Origin of the sequence: Collinsella sp. TM10-22, assembly GCF_003466125.1 — a bacterium.
GTDB lineage: Bacteria > Actinomycetota > Coriobacteriia > Coriobacteriales > Coriobacteriaceae > Collinsella.
In genome coordinates, this window is record NZ_QSOC01000004.1 from 200,280 (window position 1) to 218,898 (window position 18,619).

Annotated in this window: 16 protein-coding genes and 1 riboswitch; of the genes, 15 read left to right on the top strand and 1 reads right to left on the bottom strand. The window is 61.0% G+C overall.

Going from position 1 to position 18,619, the window contains the following annotated elements; translation table 11 throughout:
• Positions 1-97 precede the first annotated feature (97 nt).
• From DXD94_RS05655 to DXD94_RS05695, 9 genes are all read left to right on the top strand, one after another.
• Positions 98-376, top strand: a complete 279-nt coding sequence (locus tag DXD94_RS05655) for a NifU family protein (protein WP_035137589.1) — start codon at positions 98-100, stop codon at positions 374-376.
• 109 nt (positions 377-485) lie between these two features.
• Positions 486-1,307: a prolipoprotein diacylglyceryl transferase gene (lgt, locus tag DXD94_RS05660; RefSeq protein WP_117763488.1), complete on the top strand. Its 822-nt coding sequence runs from the start codon at positions 486-488 to the stop codon at positions 1,305-1,307.
• 85 nt (positions 1,308-1,392) lie between these two features.
• Positions 1,393-3,576, top strand: coding sequence for a DUF6020 family protein (locus tag DXD94_RS05665; RefSeq protein ID WP_233540325.1), 2,184 nt, complete (start codon positions 1,393-1,395; stop codon positions 3,574-3,576).
• A gap of 165 nt (positions 3,577-3,741) precedes the next feature.
• Positions 3,742-4,548: a YebC/PmpR family DNA-binding transcriptional regulator gene (locus tag DXD94_RS05670; RefSeq protein WP_006234926.1), complete on the top strand. Its 807-nt coding sequence runs from the start codon at positions 3,742-3,744 to the stop codon at positions 4,546-4,548.
• A 166-nt stretch (positions 4,549-4,714) separates the two neighbouring features.
• Positions 4,715-5,260: a hypothetical protein gene (locus tag DXD94_RS05675; RefSeq protein WP_147347130.1), complete on the top strand. Its 546-nt coding sequence runs from the start codon at positions 4,715-4,717 to the stop codon at positions 5,258-5,260.
• Positions 5,253-5,630, top strand: a complete 378-nt coding sequence (locus DXD94_RS09810) for a DUF2273 domain-containing protein (protein ID WP_233540326.1) — start codon at positions 5,253-5,255, stop codon at positions 5,628-5,630. The genes DXD94_RS05675 and DXD94_RS09810 overlap by 8 nt, the downstream gene beginning before the upstream one ends.
• Positions 5,631-5,674: 44 nt before the next feature.
• Positions 5,675-6,196, top strand: coding sequence for an Asp23/Gls24 family envelope stress response protein (locus tag DXD94_RS05685; protein WP_117763490.1), 522 nt, complete (start codon positions 5,675-5,677; stop codon positions 6,194-6,196).
• Positions 6,197-6,403: 207 nt separating this feature from the next.
• Positions 6,404-7,426 carry a YitT family protein gene (locus DXD94_RS05690; protein WP_117734269.1) on the top strand — a complete coding sequence of 341 codons (1,023 nt, stop codon included), beginning with the start codon at positions 6,404-6,406 and terminating at the stop codon, positions 7,424-7,426.
• 149 nt (positions 7,427-7,575) lie between these two features.
• A complete protein-coding gene (locus DXD94_RS05695; RefSeq protein WP_158550184.1) occupies positions 7,576-8,814 on the top strand; it encodes a zinc-ribbon domain-containing protein in 1,239 nt (412 codons plus the stop codon).
• 140 nt (positions 8,815-8,954) lie between these two features.
• Here DXD94_RS05695 and DXD94_RS05700 read toward each other — a convergent pair whose 3' ends face one another.
• Entirely contained in the window at positions 8,955-10,418 is a 1,464-nt protein-coding gene (locus DXD94_RS05700) for a M20 family metallopeptidase (RefSeq protein WP_117734271.1), read from the bottom strand.
• 168 nt (positions 10,419-10,586) lie between these two features.
• Here DXD94_RS05700 and DXD94_RS05705 point away from each other — a divergent pair, with 168 nt between their 5' ends.
• From DXD94_RS05705 to DXD94_RS05730, 6 genes are all read left to right on the top strand, one after another.
• Positions 10,587-12,224: an amidohydrolase gene (locus tag DXD94_RS05705; protein WP_233502086.1), complete on the top strand. Its 1,638-nt coding sequence runs from the start codon at positions 10,587-10,589 to the stop codon at positions 12,222-12,224.
• Positions 12,225-12,604: 380 nt separating this feature from the next.
• Positions 12,605-12,898, top strand: a complete 294-nt coding sequence (gene groES / locus DXD94_RS05710; RefSeq protein WP_022094351.1) for a co-chaperone GroES — start codon at positions 12,605-12,607, stop codon at positions 12,896-12,898.
• A 96-nt stretch (positions 12,899-12,994) separates the two neighbouring features.
• Positions 12,995-14,632, top strand: coding sequence for a chaperonin GroEL (groL, locus tag DXD94_RS05715; RefSeq protein ID WP_117763491.1), 1,638 nt, complete (start codon positions 12,995-12,997; stop codon positions 14,630-14,632).
• A 478-nt stretch (positions 14,633-15,110) separates the two neighbouring features.
• Positions 15,111-15,303: riboswitch (FMN riboswitch) on the top strand.
• Positions 15,304-15,308: 5 nt separating this feature from the next.
• Positions 15,309-15,899, top strand: a complete 591-nt coding sequence (locus DXD94_RS05720) for an ECF transporter S component (protein WP_117763492.1) — start codon at positions 15,309-15,311, stop codon at positions 15,897-15,899.
• The gene (locus DXD94_RS05725) at positions 15,896-17,800 is read left to right on the top strand and encodes an energy-coupling factor transporter ATPase (protein ID WP_117763493.1); all 1,905 of its coding nucleotides are present in this window, start codon (positions 15,896-15,898) and stop codon (positions 17,798-17,800) included. The genes DXD94_RS05720 and DXD94_RS05725 overlap by 4 nt, the downstream gene beginning before the upstream one ends.
• Entirely contained in the window at positions 17,800-18,600 is an 801-nt protein-coding gene (locus DXD94_RS05730) for an energy-coupling factor transporter transmembrane protein EcfT (RefSeq protein WP_117763494.1), read from the top strand. The genes DXD94_RS05725 and DXD94_RS05730 overlap by 1 nt, the downstream gene beginning before the upstream one ends.
• Positions 18,601-18,619 lie beyond the last annotated feature (19 nt).

The following is an 18,619-nucleotide window of genomic DNA, read 5'->3' on the forward strand; positions in this document are numbered from 1 at the left end:
GTCCGCACGCATGGCTGGCGCCTAAGCGGGTACATGGCTGTAGTAACATAGCCCCTGTCCGCGGGCGTGCCCGCGTTATTGTGAGAAAGGAGCCCCTGTGGCTGTTAACGAAGAGCTGCTTAAGAAGGTTCTTGAAGAGATTCGCCCCAACCTGCAGGCCGATGGCGGCGATATGGAGTATGTGGGCGTCGACGACGAGGGCGTTGTCAAGCTGGAGCTGCAGGGCGCCTGCGCCGGCTGCCCCATGAGCTCCCTAACCCTTTCCATGGGTATCGAGCGCATCCTGAAGGAGCATGTGCCCGGCGTTACCCGCGTTGAGCAGGTCAATGCTTCCGGCGAGGCCGAGGATCTGTACGACGAGTACGCGCCGTTCTAAGATGCGAAAGCTGCGGACGGCATACTCCGCATAGACGTTGCGCCCAAATATGCGGCTGCGAGCGCAAGGCCCGCGGCCGCATTTGTATGTAGGGAGTAGGAGGGTCGACATGCTCAACGACTTCTACCATATGCTTGATCCTGTCGCGATCTCGGCGGGCCCCATCACCATCTACTGGTATGGTCTGGCCTATGTGGTCGGCGCTCTGCTCACGGCGGTCGTCATGTACCGCACACAGCGTCGCTGGGGCTTTAACATCACGATTGACGACCTGACGAGCGTCGTGGTCGGCGTGGTCTTTGGCCTCATTATCGGTGCGCGCCTGTTCTACGTCGTCTTTTACGGTGATGGCTACTACTGGGCGCACCCGCTCGAGATCTTTGCCACCAACGAGGGCGGCATGAGCTTCCACGGTGGCCTGGTCGGCGGCATTATCGGCGGCATCATCGTGTGCCGCATGTATAAGCTCGACGCCTGGACCATTGCCGACCTTGCAGTTATCGGCGCGCCGCTGGCGCTGTGCCTGGGACGTTGCGCCAACTTCGTGAACGGTGAGCTGTGGGGCAAGCCGACCGATCTGCCGTGGGGCGTGGTCTTTGGCGGGACTGCGGGCGAGATGCCTCGTCACCCCTCCCAGCTCTACGAGGCATTTCTGGAGGGCATCGTGCTCTTTTGCATTCTGCAGGTGCTCAGCCGCAAAAAGCCGCTACTGCCCCAAGGCACGTTTATGGGCGTGTTCGTGATGGGTTACGGCATCGTCCGCTTCCTCGTCGAGTTCGTGCGCGTGCCCGATGCGCAGTTGGGCTATCTGCTGGGTGGCGTTATCACCATGGGTCAGCTGCTGAGTTTGCCGCTCGTGATCGCCGGCCTGGCGCTCATTATCTTCGCCCGACACCGCAATCGCCCCCAGCGCATCTACCTCGACGCCTAACCACCACATACCACCACAAAGGGGACAGGCACCTTTGTGGTGGTTTTGCCGAGTTTGATAGGTTTCTAGAAAGGCTCTTTGGACTGTGAAGGATTCCGACCTCTCCACAACGGCTGCGCGCGATGCCGCTCGCATCGTCTGGTTTAAGCGCTACCCCGCCAAGCAGACGCTCATCGCATTTTTGCTCGCGCTGTTGGCGACCACGGCGTTTTCCATCGATCCCGCGCCGGTGTCGAGCAACGCAGTCTTGGCGATTGACCCCAAAGCCTCGGGCATGCTGTACGTGTGCTACGAGGTACTCCTCTCGTTTGCCGGCCATACCGACGCGGTCATGCTGCTTGCACTTGCCTGCCTGCTCACGCTGCCGTTTCGCTACGTGTTCTTTGGCCGCGGCGACACCTGGCGCCCATCAATCATTCTGCCGTCGCTGTTTTTCGCCATCTGCATGGTGTTCGGCCGCAGCTACGACCTCACCGACTCGGCCGAGATCGTCCTTGGCGACAAAGCTCGCATCATCTGCGCCTGGATTGGCGGCGCGGGCTGGATGCTCCTGGCGATCGTTGCCTTCTACCTTGCCTTTGAGTGTCTAGATTGGCTGAGCTCTCGGCGCATTCCGTTTTCCGAAGCGCACTTTGGCCGCATATGGCGTGTGGCTCACGCCGTACTCTCGGTCCATCCCTTTGCCGGGCCCTTCCTGGTGCTTATGATCGCCTGGGCGCCCACGCTCATCGCTTCGCTGCCCGGCCTTTTTATGGGAGATACGGGTGCGCAGATTCGCCAGTGGTTCAACTATCCCAACGGCACGAGCGACTACCTGCGCCTACTCAACCCCAACGTGCTGCTCAACGGACATCACCCCGTGGTGCACACGGCCATTATCGGCTCGTGCGTTCAGCTGGGGCTTTCGCTGTTCAACAGCGCTAACGCGGGCCTCATCATCTATACCTGCACTCAATTTGTCATCACGGCTGCCTGCATGGCCTATTCCATCTCGTCGCTGCGCAAACTGGGCGTGAGCCTGCCGGTCCGCGGCGTGATCTTGCTGTTCTTTGCGTTTATGCCGATGTTCTCTAACTACGCGGCGTTGCTCACCAAAGATGTGCTGTTTGCCGACGCGTTTTTGGTGCTGCTGGTACAGACCGTCAAGCTCGTGGCATGTGGCTTGCCCCGTCGTGATGCCAATGTCGAGCGAGCGGGCGAGAAAGCCCCCGTGCTCTTTGCGCGCCACGACTGGCTGCTGCTCGCTCTGGGCGCCATGGGTTCCACGTTTCTGCGCAACGGCGGCCTGGTGTTTCCCCTGGCGGCATGCGTAATCGCGTCGGCGTTTTGCGCATGGGACGCGCATGTGGCTCGTCGTGCAGCCAAGCAGGCTGGTGCTGCGCCTTCGGGCGCCATCTCGCGCTTCCGCTGGGTGGGAGTTCTTGCGGTGCTTGCACTCTGCCTTGCCTTTAATATGTACTTCACCAAGGTCTTTATGCCGGCGCACGACATCACTCCTGGTTCCAAGCGCGAAATCCTCTCGATTCCGTTTCAGCAGACCGCTCGTTTCGTCCAAAAGCACGACGGCCTCAACTCGGGCGTCAACCCCACGGTTAAGGAGGACGGCACCATCGTGGAGGCTCCTTGCGACGGCTTGGTGACCGACGAAGAGCGTGCCGTGATCGACCGTGTGCTCAAGTACGAGAATCTGGGCCGCCGCTATAACCCGGATAAGTCGGATGCCGTCAAAAATTGCTTTAACGAATACGCCTCGCAGGAGGACATCAAGGCCTATTTTGAGGTGTGGGCCCAGATGTTCAAAAAGGATCCTGAGTGCTATATCTCGGCGCTCATCAATAACTATTACGGCTACTTTTATCCGAGTGCCCGCGATGCGTGGGTCTACAGCACGGCGCGCAGTGCCGAGATTATGGCGCGTCCCGACAATCTCAAGTACTTCGACTTCCATCCGGTCGATAGCAAGGTTGTGCGCTGGTGCGACCACCTGATCAACCTGTATCGCGTGGCGGTGCAGCGCATCCCGTTTATCTCGCTCACCATGAGCTCGGCCACTTATGTGTGGATCATGATCGCCGCGGTGGTCTACCTGCTGCGTCGTCATTCATGGCGTGCGCTGGCGATTTGGGTGCCACTGATGGGTGTGCTCGCCATGTGCCTGATTGGCCCGTGCAACGGGTCGACCTACATGCGCTACCTGTATCCGGCCATCGCCTGCATGCCCTTCGCCATCGGCGCCACCGTCACCCGCAGCGACTTCCTCTGGTCCTAACTTGGTGCATTGGGGTCAGGTTACTTTGCACCAAAGGGTGGCATCATCACGACGCCTTCATTTTGGGGTTTATCTCGCAGGCCAGTAGGTATATCATAACGACGTTTGTTTATATTGCCCGAGCATCTGCGCTGGGCTTTAGGTCGAAACCGATAGGAGACACGTATGTCCGGACACTCTAAGTGGGCCACAACCAAGCATCGTAAGGGCGCGCAGGACGCCAAGCGTTCCGCCCTTTTCTCCAAGCTCAGCCGCAACATCACCGTTGCTGCCCGTCTCGGCGGTGACCCGCTGCCCGAGAACAACGCCAGCCTCGCCGCTGCCGTTGCCAAGGCCAAGGCTCAGTCCATGCCTAAGGACAAGATCAAGTCCGCTATCGACAAGGCTTTTGGTTCGGGCGCCGATGCTGCCGTCTACGAGAACATCGTGTACGAGGGCTACGGTCCCGCCGGTGTCGCCGTCTACGTCGACTGCCTGACCGACAACCGCAACCGTACCGCCGCTGATGTCCGTTCCGCCTTCTCCCACGCTGGTGGCAACCTGGGCACCTCCGGCTCCGTTGCCTTCCAGTTTGAGCGTAAGGGCCAGATCGTCGTCGCCAAGGAGATCCTGGACGAGAACGCCAAGAAGGAGACCATGATCGCCAACGGTGCTGCCGGTGACGAGGATGAGTTCATGATGGCCATCGCCGAGGCCGGTGGCGAGGACTACGAGGACGCCGGCGAGGAGTGGATCGTCTGGACTACTGCCAACGAGGTTATGGCTGTCTCCAAGGCGCTCGAGGAGCAGGGCGTCCAGGTCAAGGGTTCCGAGACTACCATGGTCCCGACCACCCCGACCGAGGTCTCCGGCGCCGACGCCAAGAAGGTTCAGCGCCTCATCGACCGTCTTGAGGAGCTCGACGACGTCCAGGACGTCTACAGCACCATGGACATGACCGACGAGGTCATCGCTGCCCTCGAGGAGGAGTAGCGCCTGCACGGGTTAAGCCGTGCATATCTGGGCATAATGAAGCGAGCATGCAAGCCTCGTGGAATAGATGAGCCGGATCCGCGTGCGTAGAGCACCGGACCCGGCTCTTTTATAATGATGCGAACCGTTTTGCATTTCGAGAGCCGAGATTTGAAGGGAGCGCCGCGTGCGCGTACTCAAACGAGCCCTAGCGATCGTGTACCTTGCCGCTACCATCGTGGCGCTGGGTACGCTTGTCTGCCAGTTTTGGGGGCCGTATACGTATCGCTTTATGTTGCTGATGCGCGACTCCATGCCGCGCATCGTCGTCACGGCGTGCGCCGGCGTCGTGGCGATCGGCGTACTGGTAAGCTTCTTCCGCCTGATGTTCGCCCGTCGCGAACCGTCCTGCGTGCATCCGGCGGGGGAGCGCAATATCGAGGTTACCCTTGCGGCGCTTTCTTCGTGCGCCAGGGCCGCTGCCGAGCGCGACGACCGCGTGATGGTCGAGCATGTCGAGGCCCGCGTCCAAGGCTCCGACGATTCGCACGTCCGTTTTAAGGTCGAGGCTATCGCGCTTGACGACCGGGACGTGGCCTCCCTTGCAGCCGCGATGCAGCAACGTATCGAGGAGGCCTGCGACACCATGCTCGGCACGCCGGGCACGACCGCACGCGTCCGTTTTTTGCCGTCCAAGACTACCGTCCAGACCGTGGAGGTTTCCGGTGAGTGATACCAATCAAGATAAGACCGCTCGTACGCCGCGCCTGACGATTGACCAGAGCGCCACGCCGGCGAACGAACCTGTTGATTCCAAAGCAGAGGCAACCGAGTTACAAGACGCGGCAGCCGCGGATTTTGACGAGGCTATGGGTCTCATCAAGGGTACGGGCGCTGCCATCTGGAGCTATGCTGTGCGTCATCCCAACACCACGCTTGGCGCCGTCGCTGGCTTTATCCTCGCCGTGTTGGTGCTCACGCTCGGCCTGTGGGACACACTTGTCATTGCATTCTTCGTGCTGATCGGCGCCGTGATCGGCCAGATTCGCGACGGCGAGAACGGGATCGTCAACTTCTTCGGCCGTCTGTTTAGCGGCCGCTAATATGTATTCGACTGTCGCATCCGCGGCAGGCATAAGGAGGAACCATGGCTTTTAATACGAAGGTCGATGTGGCCGATACCGAGCTCGAGGCAGACGAGACCGTCACCGCCGAGGCCGAGGACGTAACGCTCGAGGATGAGGCGCTCGTCGAGGCCGAGTCCGCCGATGATGCGGACGAGGATGATGAGGAAGCAGACGAGTCCGAGGACTCGCTGACCTATTCTAACGGCGTGATCGAGAAGATCGTCGCCATGGCCACTCGCGAGGTGCCGCACGTCTTGGGCATGAAGGGCAACCTCATGCACTTTGTACAGGAGCAGTTTGGTGCCGAGAACCTGACCAAGGGCGTGACGGTCGAGGTCACCGATGACAACCGCGTGGTCGTCAACATTTCCGTCATTATCGAGTATGGCGCCTACGCGCCCGCGATTTTCGACGACGTTAAGGCGCGTGTGTCCGAGCGCCTCGCCGCGATGACCGGCCTTGAGGTGGCGGGCGTCAACCTACGCATCGAGGATGTCATCACCCCCGAGGAGTACGAACGCCGCACCAACCAGCACGAGTAACCTGTCAAAAAGGGACAGGTTTATTTTGGCAGGTTTTATCTGCGAAAACGTCAAACGGCCGGCCGCGCAGGAACATGCGCGGCCGGCCGTTCTTTGTATGCCCCCGATGCGGGCATACCGCTCGTCTAACTAAGGGTTGCAATTGCCGCGTTCCGCGTTACCCTAATGGGCGCATTGTTTCCAAATTGTTAACGAGGAGTTGCCGTAATGGCTGACGAGCACGAAACAGAAAGCAAGGCATGGGCGATTGAGGCCGCTGCGGCAGAGGCGGCATCGCGTGCTGCCGAGGAGGTGCATCGTCCTCCGGTGGTGCCGATGGAGCGCGTTGTCGATCGCGATGTTATTGAGCAAGGCGAACGCGCCGGCCGCAAGCGCAGCCAGGAACCAGGCTTTCCGCGCTTTTTTGCCGAGCTCAACCTGGGCCTGATCCTCACGGCCTTTGCCATCGTGGCTTTCAAAACGCCCAATCACTTTGCCTTCGGCGGCACCTCGGGTGTGTCGGTCATTCTTTCTACGCTGTTCCCGACTCTGCCCGTCGGCGTCTTTATGTGGATTATCAACGCGGTCCTGGTCATCTTGGGCTTTATCTTTTTGGAGCGTAAGGCAATCCTGTGGAGCGTCTTTGCCTCCTTTGCGCTTTCGGCCTACGTCTCGCTGTTTGAGCTCTTTATCCCGACTGATGTCTCGATGACGGGCGATATGTGGCTCGACCTGTGCTTTGCCGTGATTCTGCCGGCCCTCGGCAGCGCCATCGTCTTCGATATTGGCGCCTCGACGGGTGGCACGGACATTCTGGCCATGATCCTCAAACGCCGCACCACGCTCGAGATTGGCCGCGCGTTGCTGCTGGTCGATATCGGCATCGTAACTATCGCGGCCTTTTTGTATGGCCCGCGCGTCGGCCTGTATTGCGTGCTCGGCCTGTTTGCCAAGACGCTTGTGGTCGACAAGGCCATCGAGAGCATTCACCTTCGTAAGGTCTGCACGATCATTTGCTCCGAACCCCTTAAGGTCGAGGAGTTCATCGTCAAGCATCTCAACCGTACGGCGACCATCAGCCGCGGCTACGGCGCCTTCTCGGGCAAGTGCGTGACGGTGATCATGAGCGTGCTAAGCCGCCGCGAGGCCGTGCAGCTGCGTCGCTACGCGCGCGAGGTCGATCCTGGTGCCTTTATCACGATCGTTGACAGCTCCGAGATCGTCGGCAAGGGCTTCCGCGGAACGAACTAACGCGAGCGCGCTCGTCTAACAATCAAATAACGCCCTGCGCGTTGCAAAAACGTCATCTAGGAGAATTTGTCCTCACACTGGGTGATAATGATGACAAGACATCGTTTGCGATCCAGGTGATTCGCTCAAGATTCGAAGGGATGATTTCGATGTTCTGTTCGCAGTGTGGCGCTCCCATGGGCGATAACGACAAGTTCTGTGGCGCGTGTGGTGCTCCTAATGCAGCGGCCGGTGCGGCTCCTCAGGGGCAGCCTCAGCAGGTCATGACGCAGCCGCCCGTGGTCAACGTGCCCAAGGGCTGTGTGGCTCAAGCGTTTGAGGATATGACCAAGATGCCGGGCGTACTACAGCGCGTGTGCCAGATCGCCTTTTTGCCGGCGCTTATCTGCGTCGTGTCGGTGCTCGTGCTGTTCATTCCCGTTATCGGCGGTATCGCGGCTGCTATCGGCTTTTTGGCAGCCTGTGTGGCAAGCGCGTGCGGTTCTGGCTTTGGCATCGAATGGGGCCGCGACCTGTCGCTCAAGGTCGATGACGGCATCGACCGTCCGTTGATGCGCTCCACGTCGTTTGGTCTCGGAGTCTTTTCGGGCGTCATCTCGAGCGTGCTCAAGGTCATTGCTGCCATTCCCGTTATTGGTGTAGTGCTCTCGGTAATTGAGGGCGTTGCGCTCGGCGCCGCAGGTTCGTACTCTTACTACGGCTCCTATGCGCTCGAGGCCGCGCTGTTTGGCTCGCTGGGCCTGCTTGTCCTGGCTCTGATCGCTTCGGCGGTCCTGGGCGTCTTCTTTAAGATGTTCGCCGACATTGCCGTGATGCACTTTGCGGTGACCGGTCGCGTTGAGAGCGCGTTTTCGCTCGATAAGGTCTGGGCGGCCTTTAAGAACAATAAGACTAAGCTGTTCTGCGCTTCGTTTATTCCCGAGTTTTTGACGGGCCTGATCGCCAACGTCATCACATGGATCTTGACGGCCGTCTTTGGCGCCATTGCCTCTGTTGGTATGTATAGCTACTACTACCGCCCCACGGTTATTGAGGCAATCGTTTCCGGCGGCGGCGTCACGCTCGTGCCGTTTCTGGTGCTGATCGCATTCGTCACCGTATTTCTTACGGTCTTTGGCAGCATGCTCAAGCATCGTGCCGTTGGCTACTGGGTGGCGCGTTACGCAAGCGAGTGGGCCGACGAAGACAAGGACGACGTCCTGACGTTTGTGCTGCCGTTTGAGAAGAAGGCCGCTCCTTCGGGCTATAGCGCTCCGGATGCTGCGCCCGCGCCCGAGCCGGCGCCTGCACCAGAGCCGGCGCCCGAGTCCGAGCCCGAGCCAACGCCTGAACCTGAGCCCGAACCCGAACCCGAGTCGAGTTCCGACGAGGACCTGCAGGACGAGTAGCCCTGCCGCCTGCCATTTGGGGACGGGGAGAAATGGTAGAAATAGAGCCTGACAAATGAGCGGGGGCGAACGTTGAGATAGCGTTCGCCCCCGCTTTGACATCGCGATGCGGCTATGACTGCGAGATAGTCGCGAATCGACTACTCGTCGTGCTTCTCCTCGCGGCGAGCGGCGGCGCGAGCTTCGTGGATGCCCTTGATCGCGGCATGGCGGGCGGTGCGAGCATCGTGCATGGCGTCGCGCGCCTCAGCGGCAGTCGCCTTGGCAGAGCGCAGCCTGGCGGCCAAGTCGGGGTTGGTCTCGGCAACCGCGGCGATCGTGGGGCCGTCGAGCTCCTCTTGCGTGGGCTCGGCCAAAAAGTCGATGGCATACTGGGCGGCCACCATGGAACCCTTGGCCAGTACGGTCTCGTCAATCTTGTAAAAGCAGGAATGTTGGGCGTACGTGGCGCCAATCTTGGGGTTGCGCGTACCTACAAAGGCGAGCACACCCGGTACGCGGCGCAGGTACTCCGAAAAATCCTCGCCCGAGAGCGTGCCGCGATAATGGCCTTGGCCGGCGGGGCCGAGACATTTAATTACAGCCTGACGGCAGCGCTCGCTCGAGGCCGCGTCATTTTCGACCTTGTAGTTGGCGATGGTGTAGTCGGTGAGCTCTGCCTCGGCGCCCAAGGCTGCCGCAGTATGCTCCACGATGCGGCGCATAAGCTCCGGCATTTCCTCGTGGGTCGAATCGCCGTAGGTGCGCACCGTGCCGGCGAGGTAGGCCGTGCCGGCAATAACGTTGCGCGCGGTGCCGCCGTGCAGCTCGCCGACGGTGATGACCGCCGGCTCGTAGGGGCTAATCTCGCGCGAAACGATAGTCTGCAAGGCGTTGACAATCTCGGCGGCAACCATAACGGCGTCGTGGCCGCGCTGGGGCATGGCGCCGTGGCATGAGGTGCCGCGTACGTCGATGCGGAACCAGTCGGTGTTGGCCATGCGTGGACCGGGCTCGCAGCTTACGGTGCCGGCATCGACCTCGCTCCAGATATGCGCGGCGTAGGCGCCATCGACGCCGTCGAGCACACCTGTGCCGATCATGAGCTTGGCGCCCTGGCCGTTTTCCTCACTGGGCTGGAAGACGATGCGGATCTCGCCGTGGATGTCGTCGGTCATATGGCGCAGAATCTGCAGCGTGCCGAGCATCATGGCGATGTGGCAGTCGTGGCCGCAGGCGTGCATGCAGCCCTCGTTGACGCTAGCAAACTCCTCGCCGGTCTGCTCGGTAACGGGCAGGGCGTCGATGTCGGCGCGCAGCAGGATGCGGCGGCGCGGCGTGCCGTCCTCGCGGTAGGCATCGGGCGCGGTGCCGCGAAGGGTTGCCACCAGGCCCGTCTTAAGGGGGCGCTCATAGGGGATATTCATGGCATCGAGCTGATTGGCGATGTCAGAAGTCGTGCGCTCCTCGGCGAGGCTCAGCTCCGGGTGCTTATGGAAGTGGCGGCGCTGCTTGATGATGTAGGGCTCAAACTCGGCAGCGATATCTTGGATGGCTGCGGTGATGTCGTCAGCCGCTCGCACCCCGGTCGCTGCCATAATCTGCTGTGCCTTGGTCTTCGTCATGATCGATTTGCTCCTTGCTGGGTTGATCGCAAAATCGTACAGGCTGCCTCCAGTATGCCACCTGCCACTTGGCGTGGCAAAGCAGCCGTTTGCCGCTTGGGGTTTAGTAACAAGAGTGGGGGAGTACACTCGGGGGTGTTGAATTTCCTGCCAGAGATGGGGATGCCCATGCAACATATCGATCGGATAATCCGCTCCAAGAACGTCTTTACCGCACAAGACGGCATCGATGATGCCCGTGAGCTGGCGATTGCCATCGCGGGCGACCGTATCGTCGCGGTCGGCAAGCCCGACGATGTGATCGCCGCGGCTCCCGCCGTCACGCCGGTTATCGATTACGGCGAGCAGTTTGTTTGCCCCGGTTTCCACGATGCGCACTTGCACTTCTTCCATACCTCGGTTGGCGCCTCGCCGTACATGCTCATGGATATGGGCACGTCCGAGGCAGCACTGGTACAGCACGCGCTCGAGTTTTCCCAGGACCTGCCCGATGACGCTTGGGTTGTGACGCAGGGCTGGCGCGACTACCGTTGGGACCCGACCGAGCATCCTACCAAGGCGTCGCTCGATGCGGCATTCCCCGATCGCCCCTGCGTTATGTATTCGGGCGACGGGCACACGCTGTGGCTCAACAGCCGCGCGCTCGAGGCGCTCGGCGTCTCGCGCGACAGCGAGCCGCCAGCGGGCGGCAACTACGACAAGGACGCAAACGGCGAACTCACGGGCATTGCGCACGAGGCGGCTGCCATGCAGCTGCTGCCGCGCTGCCTGGAGTGGCTGGGCGAGGACCGCATCGCGAGCGCTTACGCCGACCAAATGAAGCGTATGGCAGAGCAAGGCATCACCTCAATCTGCGATATGTCGCTCATGCCCATGCCGGGCTGCGATTTTATCCGCGACGACGTCTACGACAAACTGCAGGCAGCCGGCAAGCTGGGCATCCGAGCCCATCTGTTCCCCACGCTGCTGGATGACCAGTCGCGCTTGGAAGAGCTGCAGACCCGCTACGCGAACAACGCGCTGCTCTCGGCGCCGGGTTTTAAGCAGTTTTTCGACGGCGTGTCGAGCGAACACACGGCCTATCTCACCGAGCCCTATACCAACCCGCGCTTCCCAGGCGACCAGGGCCGTCTGACGGTTCCTGCCGAGCGTATGCGCAAGCTGGTCCTCGCTGCCGCGGAGCGCGGTCACACCGTGCGCATCCACGTCATCGGCGACGGTGCCATCCATGCCGCGCTCGATATCTTTGAGGAGGCCGCGGAACTGTACGGCCTGCCCCAGCACGGTCATAACACGCTCGAGCATCTGGAGAATTTGCTGCCTCAGGACATCGATCGCCTGCGCAAGCTCAACATCATTGCCTCGAGCCAACCCTGCCACATCACGCTCGACCCAGGTGGTCCGGAGCGCGACCTGGGCCTGGAACGCAGCCGCATCATGTGGCCGTTCGCGACCTATAAGCAGCGCGGTATTCGCCAAGCCTTCGGTACCGACAGCCCTATCACGCCCGTTACCAGCATGAACGTGCTCTACACGGCTATCACGCGCCAGGACCCCAAAAGCCACTGGCCCGAGGGTGGCTGGCTGCCGAGCGAGCGCATCGATGCGGCCACGGCTCTGCGCAACTACACCCTGGGCAGCGCCTATGCAGCGGGCGACGAGCAAAACCTCGGCAGCTTGGAGCCCGGCAAGTATGCCGACCTGGTAGTCCTGGACCAAAACCCGCTCACCATCGACCCCCAAGAACTCCAAGCCACCAAGGTTCAGGCCACCTACCTGGCAGGCAACTTGATTTACGAGCGCTAACCCCATCCGCATCGCCATTTTGCTGCACTGACTTTTCTGAATGCCGTGCCCGATAACGTTGACTCAGCTCCCGTGTGGCGCCGGAGGGGCGGGGCATAAGGTTTATCGCGAGTTCCGCACGAGCCGAAGGCCACTTAATGTGGCCTTCGTGCGAGCAGGACTGCCCGAGCAGGAAACCTTATGCCCCGCCCCTCCGGAGCCACACGGGAGCCACCGCTAAGTTATCCCCCCGCATTCAGAAAATCTAAGTGCCAAAAAATAAGATTTTTTGACTCTGTGTTGTATAACCCGCCATTCGTGGGTACCATTCAACGCGTACGCAAACAAAAAGGGTTAATTCGCGTGGCATAACCGCGCGGCCCAAAAAGGAGGAGACAAGCATGTCGTCTTTGAAGCCGCTTGCAGATCGTGTTCTGGTCAAGCCCGACGAGGCCGAGCAGAAGACCGCTTCTGGTCTGTATATCGCCAGCAACGCTCAGGAGAAGCCGCAGCGCGGCACCATCGTTGCCGTTGGCGCCGGCAAGGTCAACGACAAGGGTGAGCGCATCCCCATGGACGTCAAGGTCGGTGACGTTGTCATCTACGGCAAGTTCGGTGGCAACGAGGTCAAGGTCGACGGCGAGAAGTATCTGCTGATGCGCGCCGACGACATCTACGCCGTCGTCGAGGCCTAGTCTCGTCAGAATCTCTGATTCGTCTTTGAACGCGCCCGCCGCATAGGACTCGGAAGCGGCGACGCGAGTCGCATTTCTTTTGGAGGATTACCTACCATGGCAAAGAACATTACGTTTAACACCGATGCCCGCGCTAAGCTTGCCAAGGGCGTCAACACTCTGGCCGACGCCGTTACCGTCACCATGGGCCCCAAGGGTCGCTATGTTGCGCTGCAGCGCACGTTCGGTGCCCCGACCATCACCAACGACGGCGTTTCCGTCGCCAAGGAGATCGAGCTCGAGGACAACATCGAGAACATGGGTGCTCAGCTGGTGAAGGAGGTCGCCACCAAGACCAACGACACCGTGGGTGACGGTACCACCACCGCAACCCTGCTCGCCCAGGCCATCGTCAACGACGGTCTGCGCAACGTCGCCGCCGGCGCCAACCCGCTGGCCATCCGTCGCGGCATCGACAAGGCCGTCAACGCCGCCGTCGCCGAGATGAAGAAGCAGGCCAAGCCGGTCGAGACCAAGGAGCAGATCGCTTCCGTCGGTACCATCTCTGCCGGTGACCCCGAGGTCGGCGAGAAGATCGCCGAGGCCATGGAGGTCGTGGGCAAGGACGGCGTCATCACCGTCGAGGATTCCCAGACGTTCGACATCACCATCGACACCGTCGAGGGCATGCAGTTCGACAAGGGCTATGTCTCCGCTTACTTCGTCACGGACAACGACCGCATGGAGGCCGTGATGAAGGATCCGTACATCCTCATCACCGACCAGAAGATTTCCAGCGTTCAGGACATCATGCCCGTTCTCGAGGCTGTCCAGCGCGCTGGCCGTGGCCTGCTCATCATCGCTGAGGACATCGACGGCGAGGCTCTGCCTACCCTGGTCCTCAACAAGATCCGTGGCGCCCTCAACGTCTGCGCCGTCAAGGCCCCGGGCTACGGCGATCGCCGCAAGCGCATCCTCGAGGACATCGCCGTCCTCACCGGTGGCCAGGCCGCTCTGGACGAGCTGGGCGTGAAGGTCGCTGATATCACCGCCGATATGCTCGGTACCGCTAAGTCCGTCACCATCTCCAAGGACAACACCGTCATCGTCGGCGGCGCTGGCTCCAAGGAGGCCATCGACGCCCGTATCGCTCAGATCAAGGGTGAGATGGAGAACACCACCTCTGACTTCGACCGCGAGAAGCTCCAGGAGCGCCTGGCCAAGCTCTCCGGTGGCGTTGCCGTCATCAAGGTCGGCGCTGCTACCGAGTCCGAGCTCAAGGAGATCAAGCATCGCGTCGAGGACGCCCTTCAGGCTACCCGCGCTGCTGTCGAGGAGGGCATCGTCGCCGGCGGCGGCGTCGCCTTCATGGACGCTGTGCCCGCGCTCGATGCTGTCGAGATTGACGACCCCGAGGAGAAGATCGGCGTCGACATCGTCAAGAAGGCTCTGACCGCTCCGGTCGCCACCATCGCCAAGAACGCTGGCTTTGAGGGCGCTGTCGTGGTCGACAAGGTTGCCGAGCTGCCCGCTGGCCAGGGTCTAAATTCTGCCAACGGCGAGTGGGGCGACATGATCGAGATGGGCGTCCTCGACCCCGTCAAGGTCAGCCGCGTCACCCTGCAGAACGCTGCTTCTGTCGCCAGCCTGATCCTCATCACCGAGGCCACCGTCTCCGATGTGCCCAAGAACACTCAGCTTGAGGACGCTATCGCTGCTGCTACCGCTGGTCAGCAGGGCGGCGGTATGTACTAAGGCCGACAAGGTCTAGAACTCCCACCGGGAATCCGCAGGGCGTGACGGGGGTTTCTCTCCGGAACGTCCTCGGACATGCAAAGAGGCTCCGCATCGCGCTTCGCGCTGCGGAGCCTCTTTGCGTCCTGCGGAATGTTCCGGAGAGAAACCCCCGTCACGCCCCCGGATTCCCTGCGTTTACGGCCTTGGGGTCGGCTCGCGGAGAAGGACGCGGTTGATAGGGATGCGTGTCCCGGTCGCTGTTTCGCGCTTTGCGCGAAAGGTGCGCTGCTTTGGGGTGGGTGGGGGACGGGGTTGTTGCGGTGACTTGTCCCCTTCGCTGTTTCGCGGCTTTGCCGCGGAAAGCGCGACACTTTGGGATGGGTGGGATATATGGTCGACGCGCCACTCTGTTCTGGACGTATTTCTGCTGCGTTCCCCCCGCCACAAATTACCCTTGGCATACTTGCGCGAATACTCGCTCGTGCTACACTTGCAATTGCTGTTTCAGGGCGGGGTGAAATTCCCCACTGGCGGTAAATCGGGCGGTGTCAAAGGGGCGCCGTGGCGCAGGCGAGATGCCTGCGACCGAGCCGATGAGTCCGCGACCCGTGTGTGCGTTGGTTCGCATGCCGGCTGAACTGGTGAGATCCCAGTACCAACGGTTAGAGTCCGGATGAAAGAGGCAGGTGATCTTATGTCTGAACAGTCGCAACATATTCATTTTGAGAACACGAATAGGTGGAGCACCAAACAGCTCGTTACCATGGCGCTGATGTGCGCCCTGGGCGCCCTGTTTATGTATGTGCAGCTACCCATCCTTCCTTCGGCGCCGTTTTTGACGTATGATCCGTCGCTGGTGCCGGCGATGGTGTGTGGGTTTGCGTATGGCCCTGGTGCCGGCACAGCTGTTGCCGCCATGGCGATCGTAATCCATGCGCTTACCACGGGCGATTGGGTCGGTGCGCTTATGAACTTGGTTGCTACGCTGGGCTATATTCTCCCCGCGGCTATCGTCTACCAGAAGATGCACACCTATAAGGGTGCCGTGATTGGCCTGGTGCTCGGTGTTGTTGCCGCTACAGCGCTGTCTATGGTCGCAAACCTTACCATTGGCGTTTGGTTCTGGTATGGCTCGGTCGATGTGATTGCCCCGCTCATGCTTCCTGCCGTGCTACCGTTCAACCTCATCAAGACCGTGCTTAACTCGGTGCTCACGCTTGCAGTGTACAAGGCGGTCTCCAATCTCATCACGCCTAAAAAGGACCAGGTCAAAGGCCGCGCATGATTGAGTGTCGGGGCGTTTCCTTTAGCTATGACGGTGCCGTGCCGGCGCTTGACGGCGTCGATTTGAACATAGAGGACGGCGAGTTTTTCTGCATCCTCGGCGGAAACGGATCGGGCAAGTCGACGTTTGTCAAGCATTTGAACGCGCTACTGCAGCCCGATGCGGGAACGGTGTGCGTCAACGGCATGGACGCGTCCGATCCCGAGCTGGTCTACGACATTCGCTCGACCGCGGGCATGGTGTTTCAGAATCCCGACGACCAGCTCGTGGCGACGCTTGTCGAGGACGATGTTGCCTTTGGTCCCGAGAACTTAGGGGTGGAATCCGCCCAGATCGCACAGCGCGTGCGCGAGGCGCTGAAGGCCGTGGGCCTGGTGGGCTTTGAGCGCCACGAGACCCATGCACTTTCGGGTGGCCAAAAGCAGCGCGTGGCGCTTGCCGGCGTGCTCGCCATGGAACCGCGCGTGCTCATATTGGACGAGGCTTCTTCGATGCTCGATCCGCGTGGACACAAGGGCCTCATGAAGGCTTGCCGCGCGTTGCACGATCGCGGCATGACCATCGTGATGATTACGCACTTTATGGAAGAGGCCTCCGAGGCCGATCGTGTCGCGGTATTTCGGGCGGGGCGCGTTGCCATGCTCGGTACGCCCGAGGAAATCTTGACGCGGGCGGACGAACTTGCGCAGCTCAATCTGGATATGCCAGCGTCGTGCTGCTTGGGCATGGAGCTTCGTGCGAAGGGCGTGCCCGTTCATGCGCAGGTGCGCGAGGTGGATATGGTCGCCGAGATTGCGCAGACTTATGCCGAGCGAAGTGGGGCAGGCACCGTGGGGCAGTCTTCCGCACCCCAATCGGAAATCGTTGGCGGTACGGTTTCGGCAAGCAACGAAGATGACGTACCAGAGCCCGTCATCGAACTATCCCATGTTTCGTATAGCTATTCGCTGAGCGCCCGCGAGCGTCGTCGCTGGCGCAAGCGTTCGGCTGTCGCGGACAAATCAAACAAACAAGCCCTTTGGGGAAACGACCCCAGCAGCCCGTGGGCGCTGCGCGATGTATCGCTGACGGTGCGCCGCGGCGAGTTCCTGGGCCTTGCGGGTCATACCGGTTCGGGTAAGTCGACGCTGGTCCAGCATCTCAACGGTTTGATTCGTCCCCAGGAGGGATCCGTTCGCGCGCTGGGGCTCGATCTGTCAAACAAGAAAGACGCCGCCGCGGTTAAGGCAAAGGTCGGCGTGGTGTTTCAATATCCCGAGCGTCAGCTGTTTGCCGAAACCGTGGCGCAGGACGTGGCGTTTGGTCCGCACAACCTTGGCTTGCCGCAAGATGAAGTCGACCGTCGTGTCGAGTCATCGCTCTCGCGCGTGGGCCTCGACCTTTCCACGGTCGGCGACAAGAGCCCCTTTGAGCTTTCGGGCGGCCAGCAGCGCCGCGTGGCGTTTGCCGGCGTGCTTGCCATGGAACCCGAGGTCCTGGTGCTCGATGAACCCATGGCGGGGCTCGATCCGGCTGCGCGCAGGGATTTCCTTGAGCTTATCGATCGACTTCACCGTGATGGCCTGACCGTTGTCATGGTTTCGCACAGCATGGATGACCTGGCCAATTGCTGCGACCGTATCGTCGTAATGAACGAAGGCGCGGTGTTTGCCGAGGGAACCCCCGAGCAGGTGTTTGCGCATGCCGATGAGCTCAAGTCGATCGGCTTGGGCGTACCTGCTGCTCAGCGCATGGCGTTGGCGCTCGCGGAAGCGGGCGTGCCGCTGCGTCGCGGCGGGCTCTATACGGTTGAGTCGTTGGCCGACGAGTTGGCAGATTTGCTGATCGGTCGCTCGGACGGTTCTTCTAACGTCTCGGACAAGGCCAAATCCGAAACGGTCACGCGAGAGGAGGGTTGCTGATGGAGGCGTTTTCGTTTGGCAGCTACTATCCCGGCGATAGTGCAATCCACCGCCTGGACCCGCGAACCAAGTTGCTCTTGGGCTTTGTGTTTCTGATCACGACGCTCACGGTCAGTGGCTTCCGCGGACTGGCCCCGGTCGCAATTTTCGTTGTGCTGATCTATGCCGTGTCTCGGGTGCCGGCTCGTCGCGCTCTGTCGTCGATGGCGCCGCTGCTGGCGATCGTCGCGGTGGTCGCGGTGCTCAACTTGTTTACCGATCAGAGCGGGCGCATCCTGTGGCAGCTCGGCTTTCTGCAGATAAGCGAGGGTTCGCTGCATTCCGCCGTCTTTATGACGTGCCGCCTGACCTTGATGATGGCCGGTATGAGCGCCATTACGCTCACCACACCGACGCTCGACCTCACCGCGGGCTTCGAGCGCCTGCTCGCGCCGTTTGCGCGTGTGGGACTTCCTGCGCACGAGCTCGGCATGATTATGGGCATCGCGCTGCGGTTTATGCCGCAATTTGCCACCGAAATGAAACAGACGGCCGATGCGCAGGCCAGCCGCGGCGCGCGCGTGACGGGCGGTCCGCTCGGCGGTGTGCGCATGCTCGGCAGTATGGCGATTCCGCTGTTCACCGGCGTGTTCCGTCATGCCGAGACGTTGTCTGCCGCCATGGATGCCCGTTGCTATCATGGCGAGCAGGGCCGCACACGTCTGCATGCGCTTGCATTTGGCCGCGGCGATGCGTTGGCGGCGGTGGTGACGGCGTTGCTGCTCATCTGCGTCATCGTCATCAATCTTCAACTTGTTTAGGCGCGATTTGAGCGCAAGA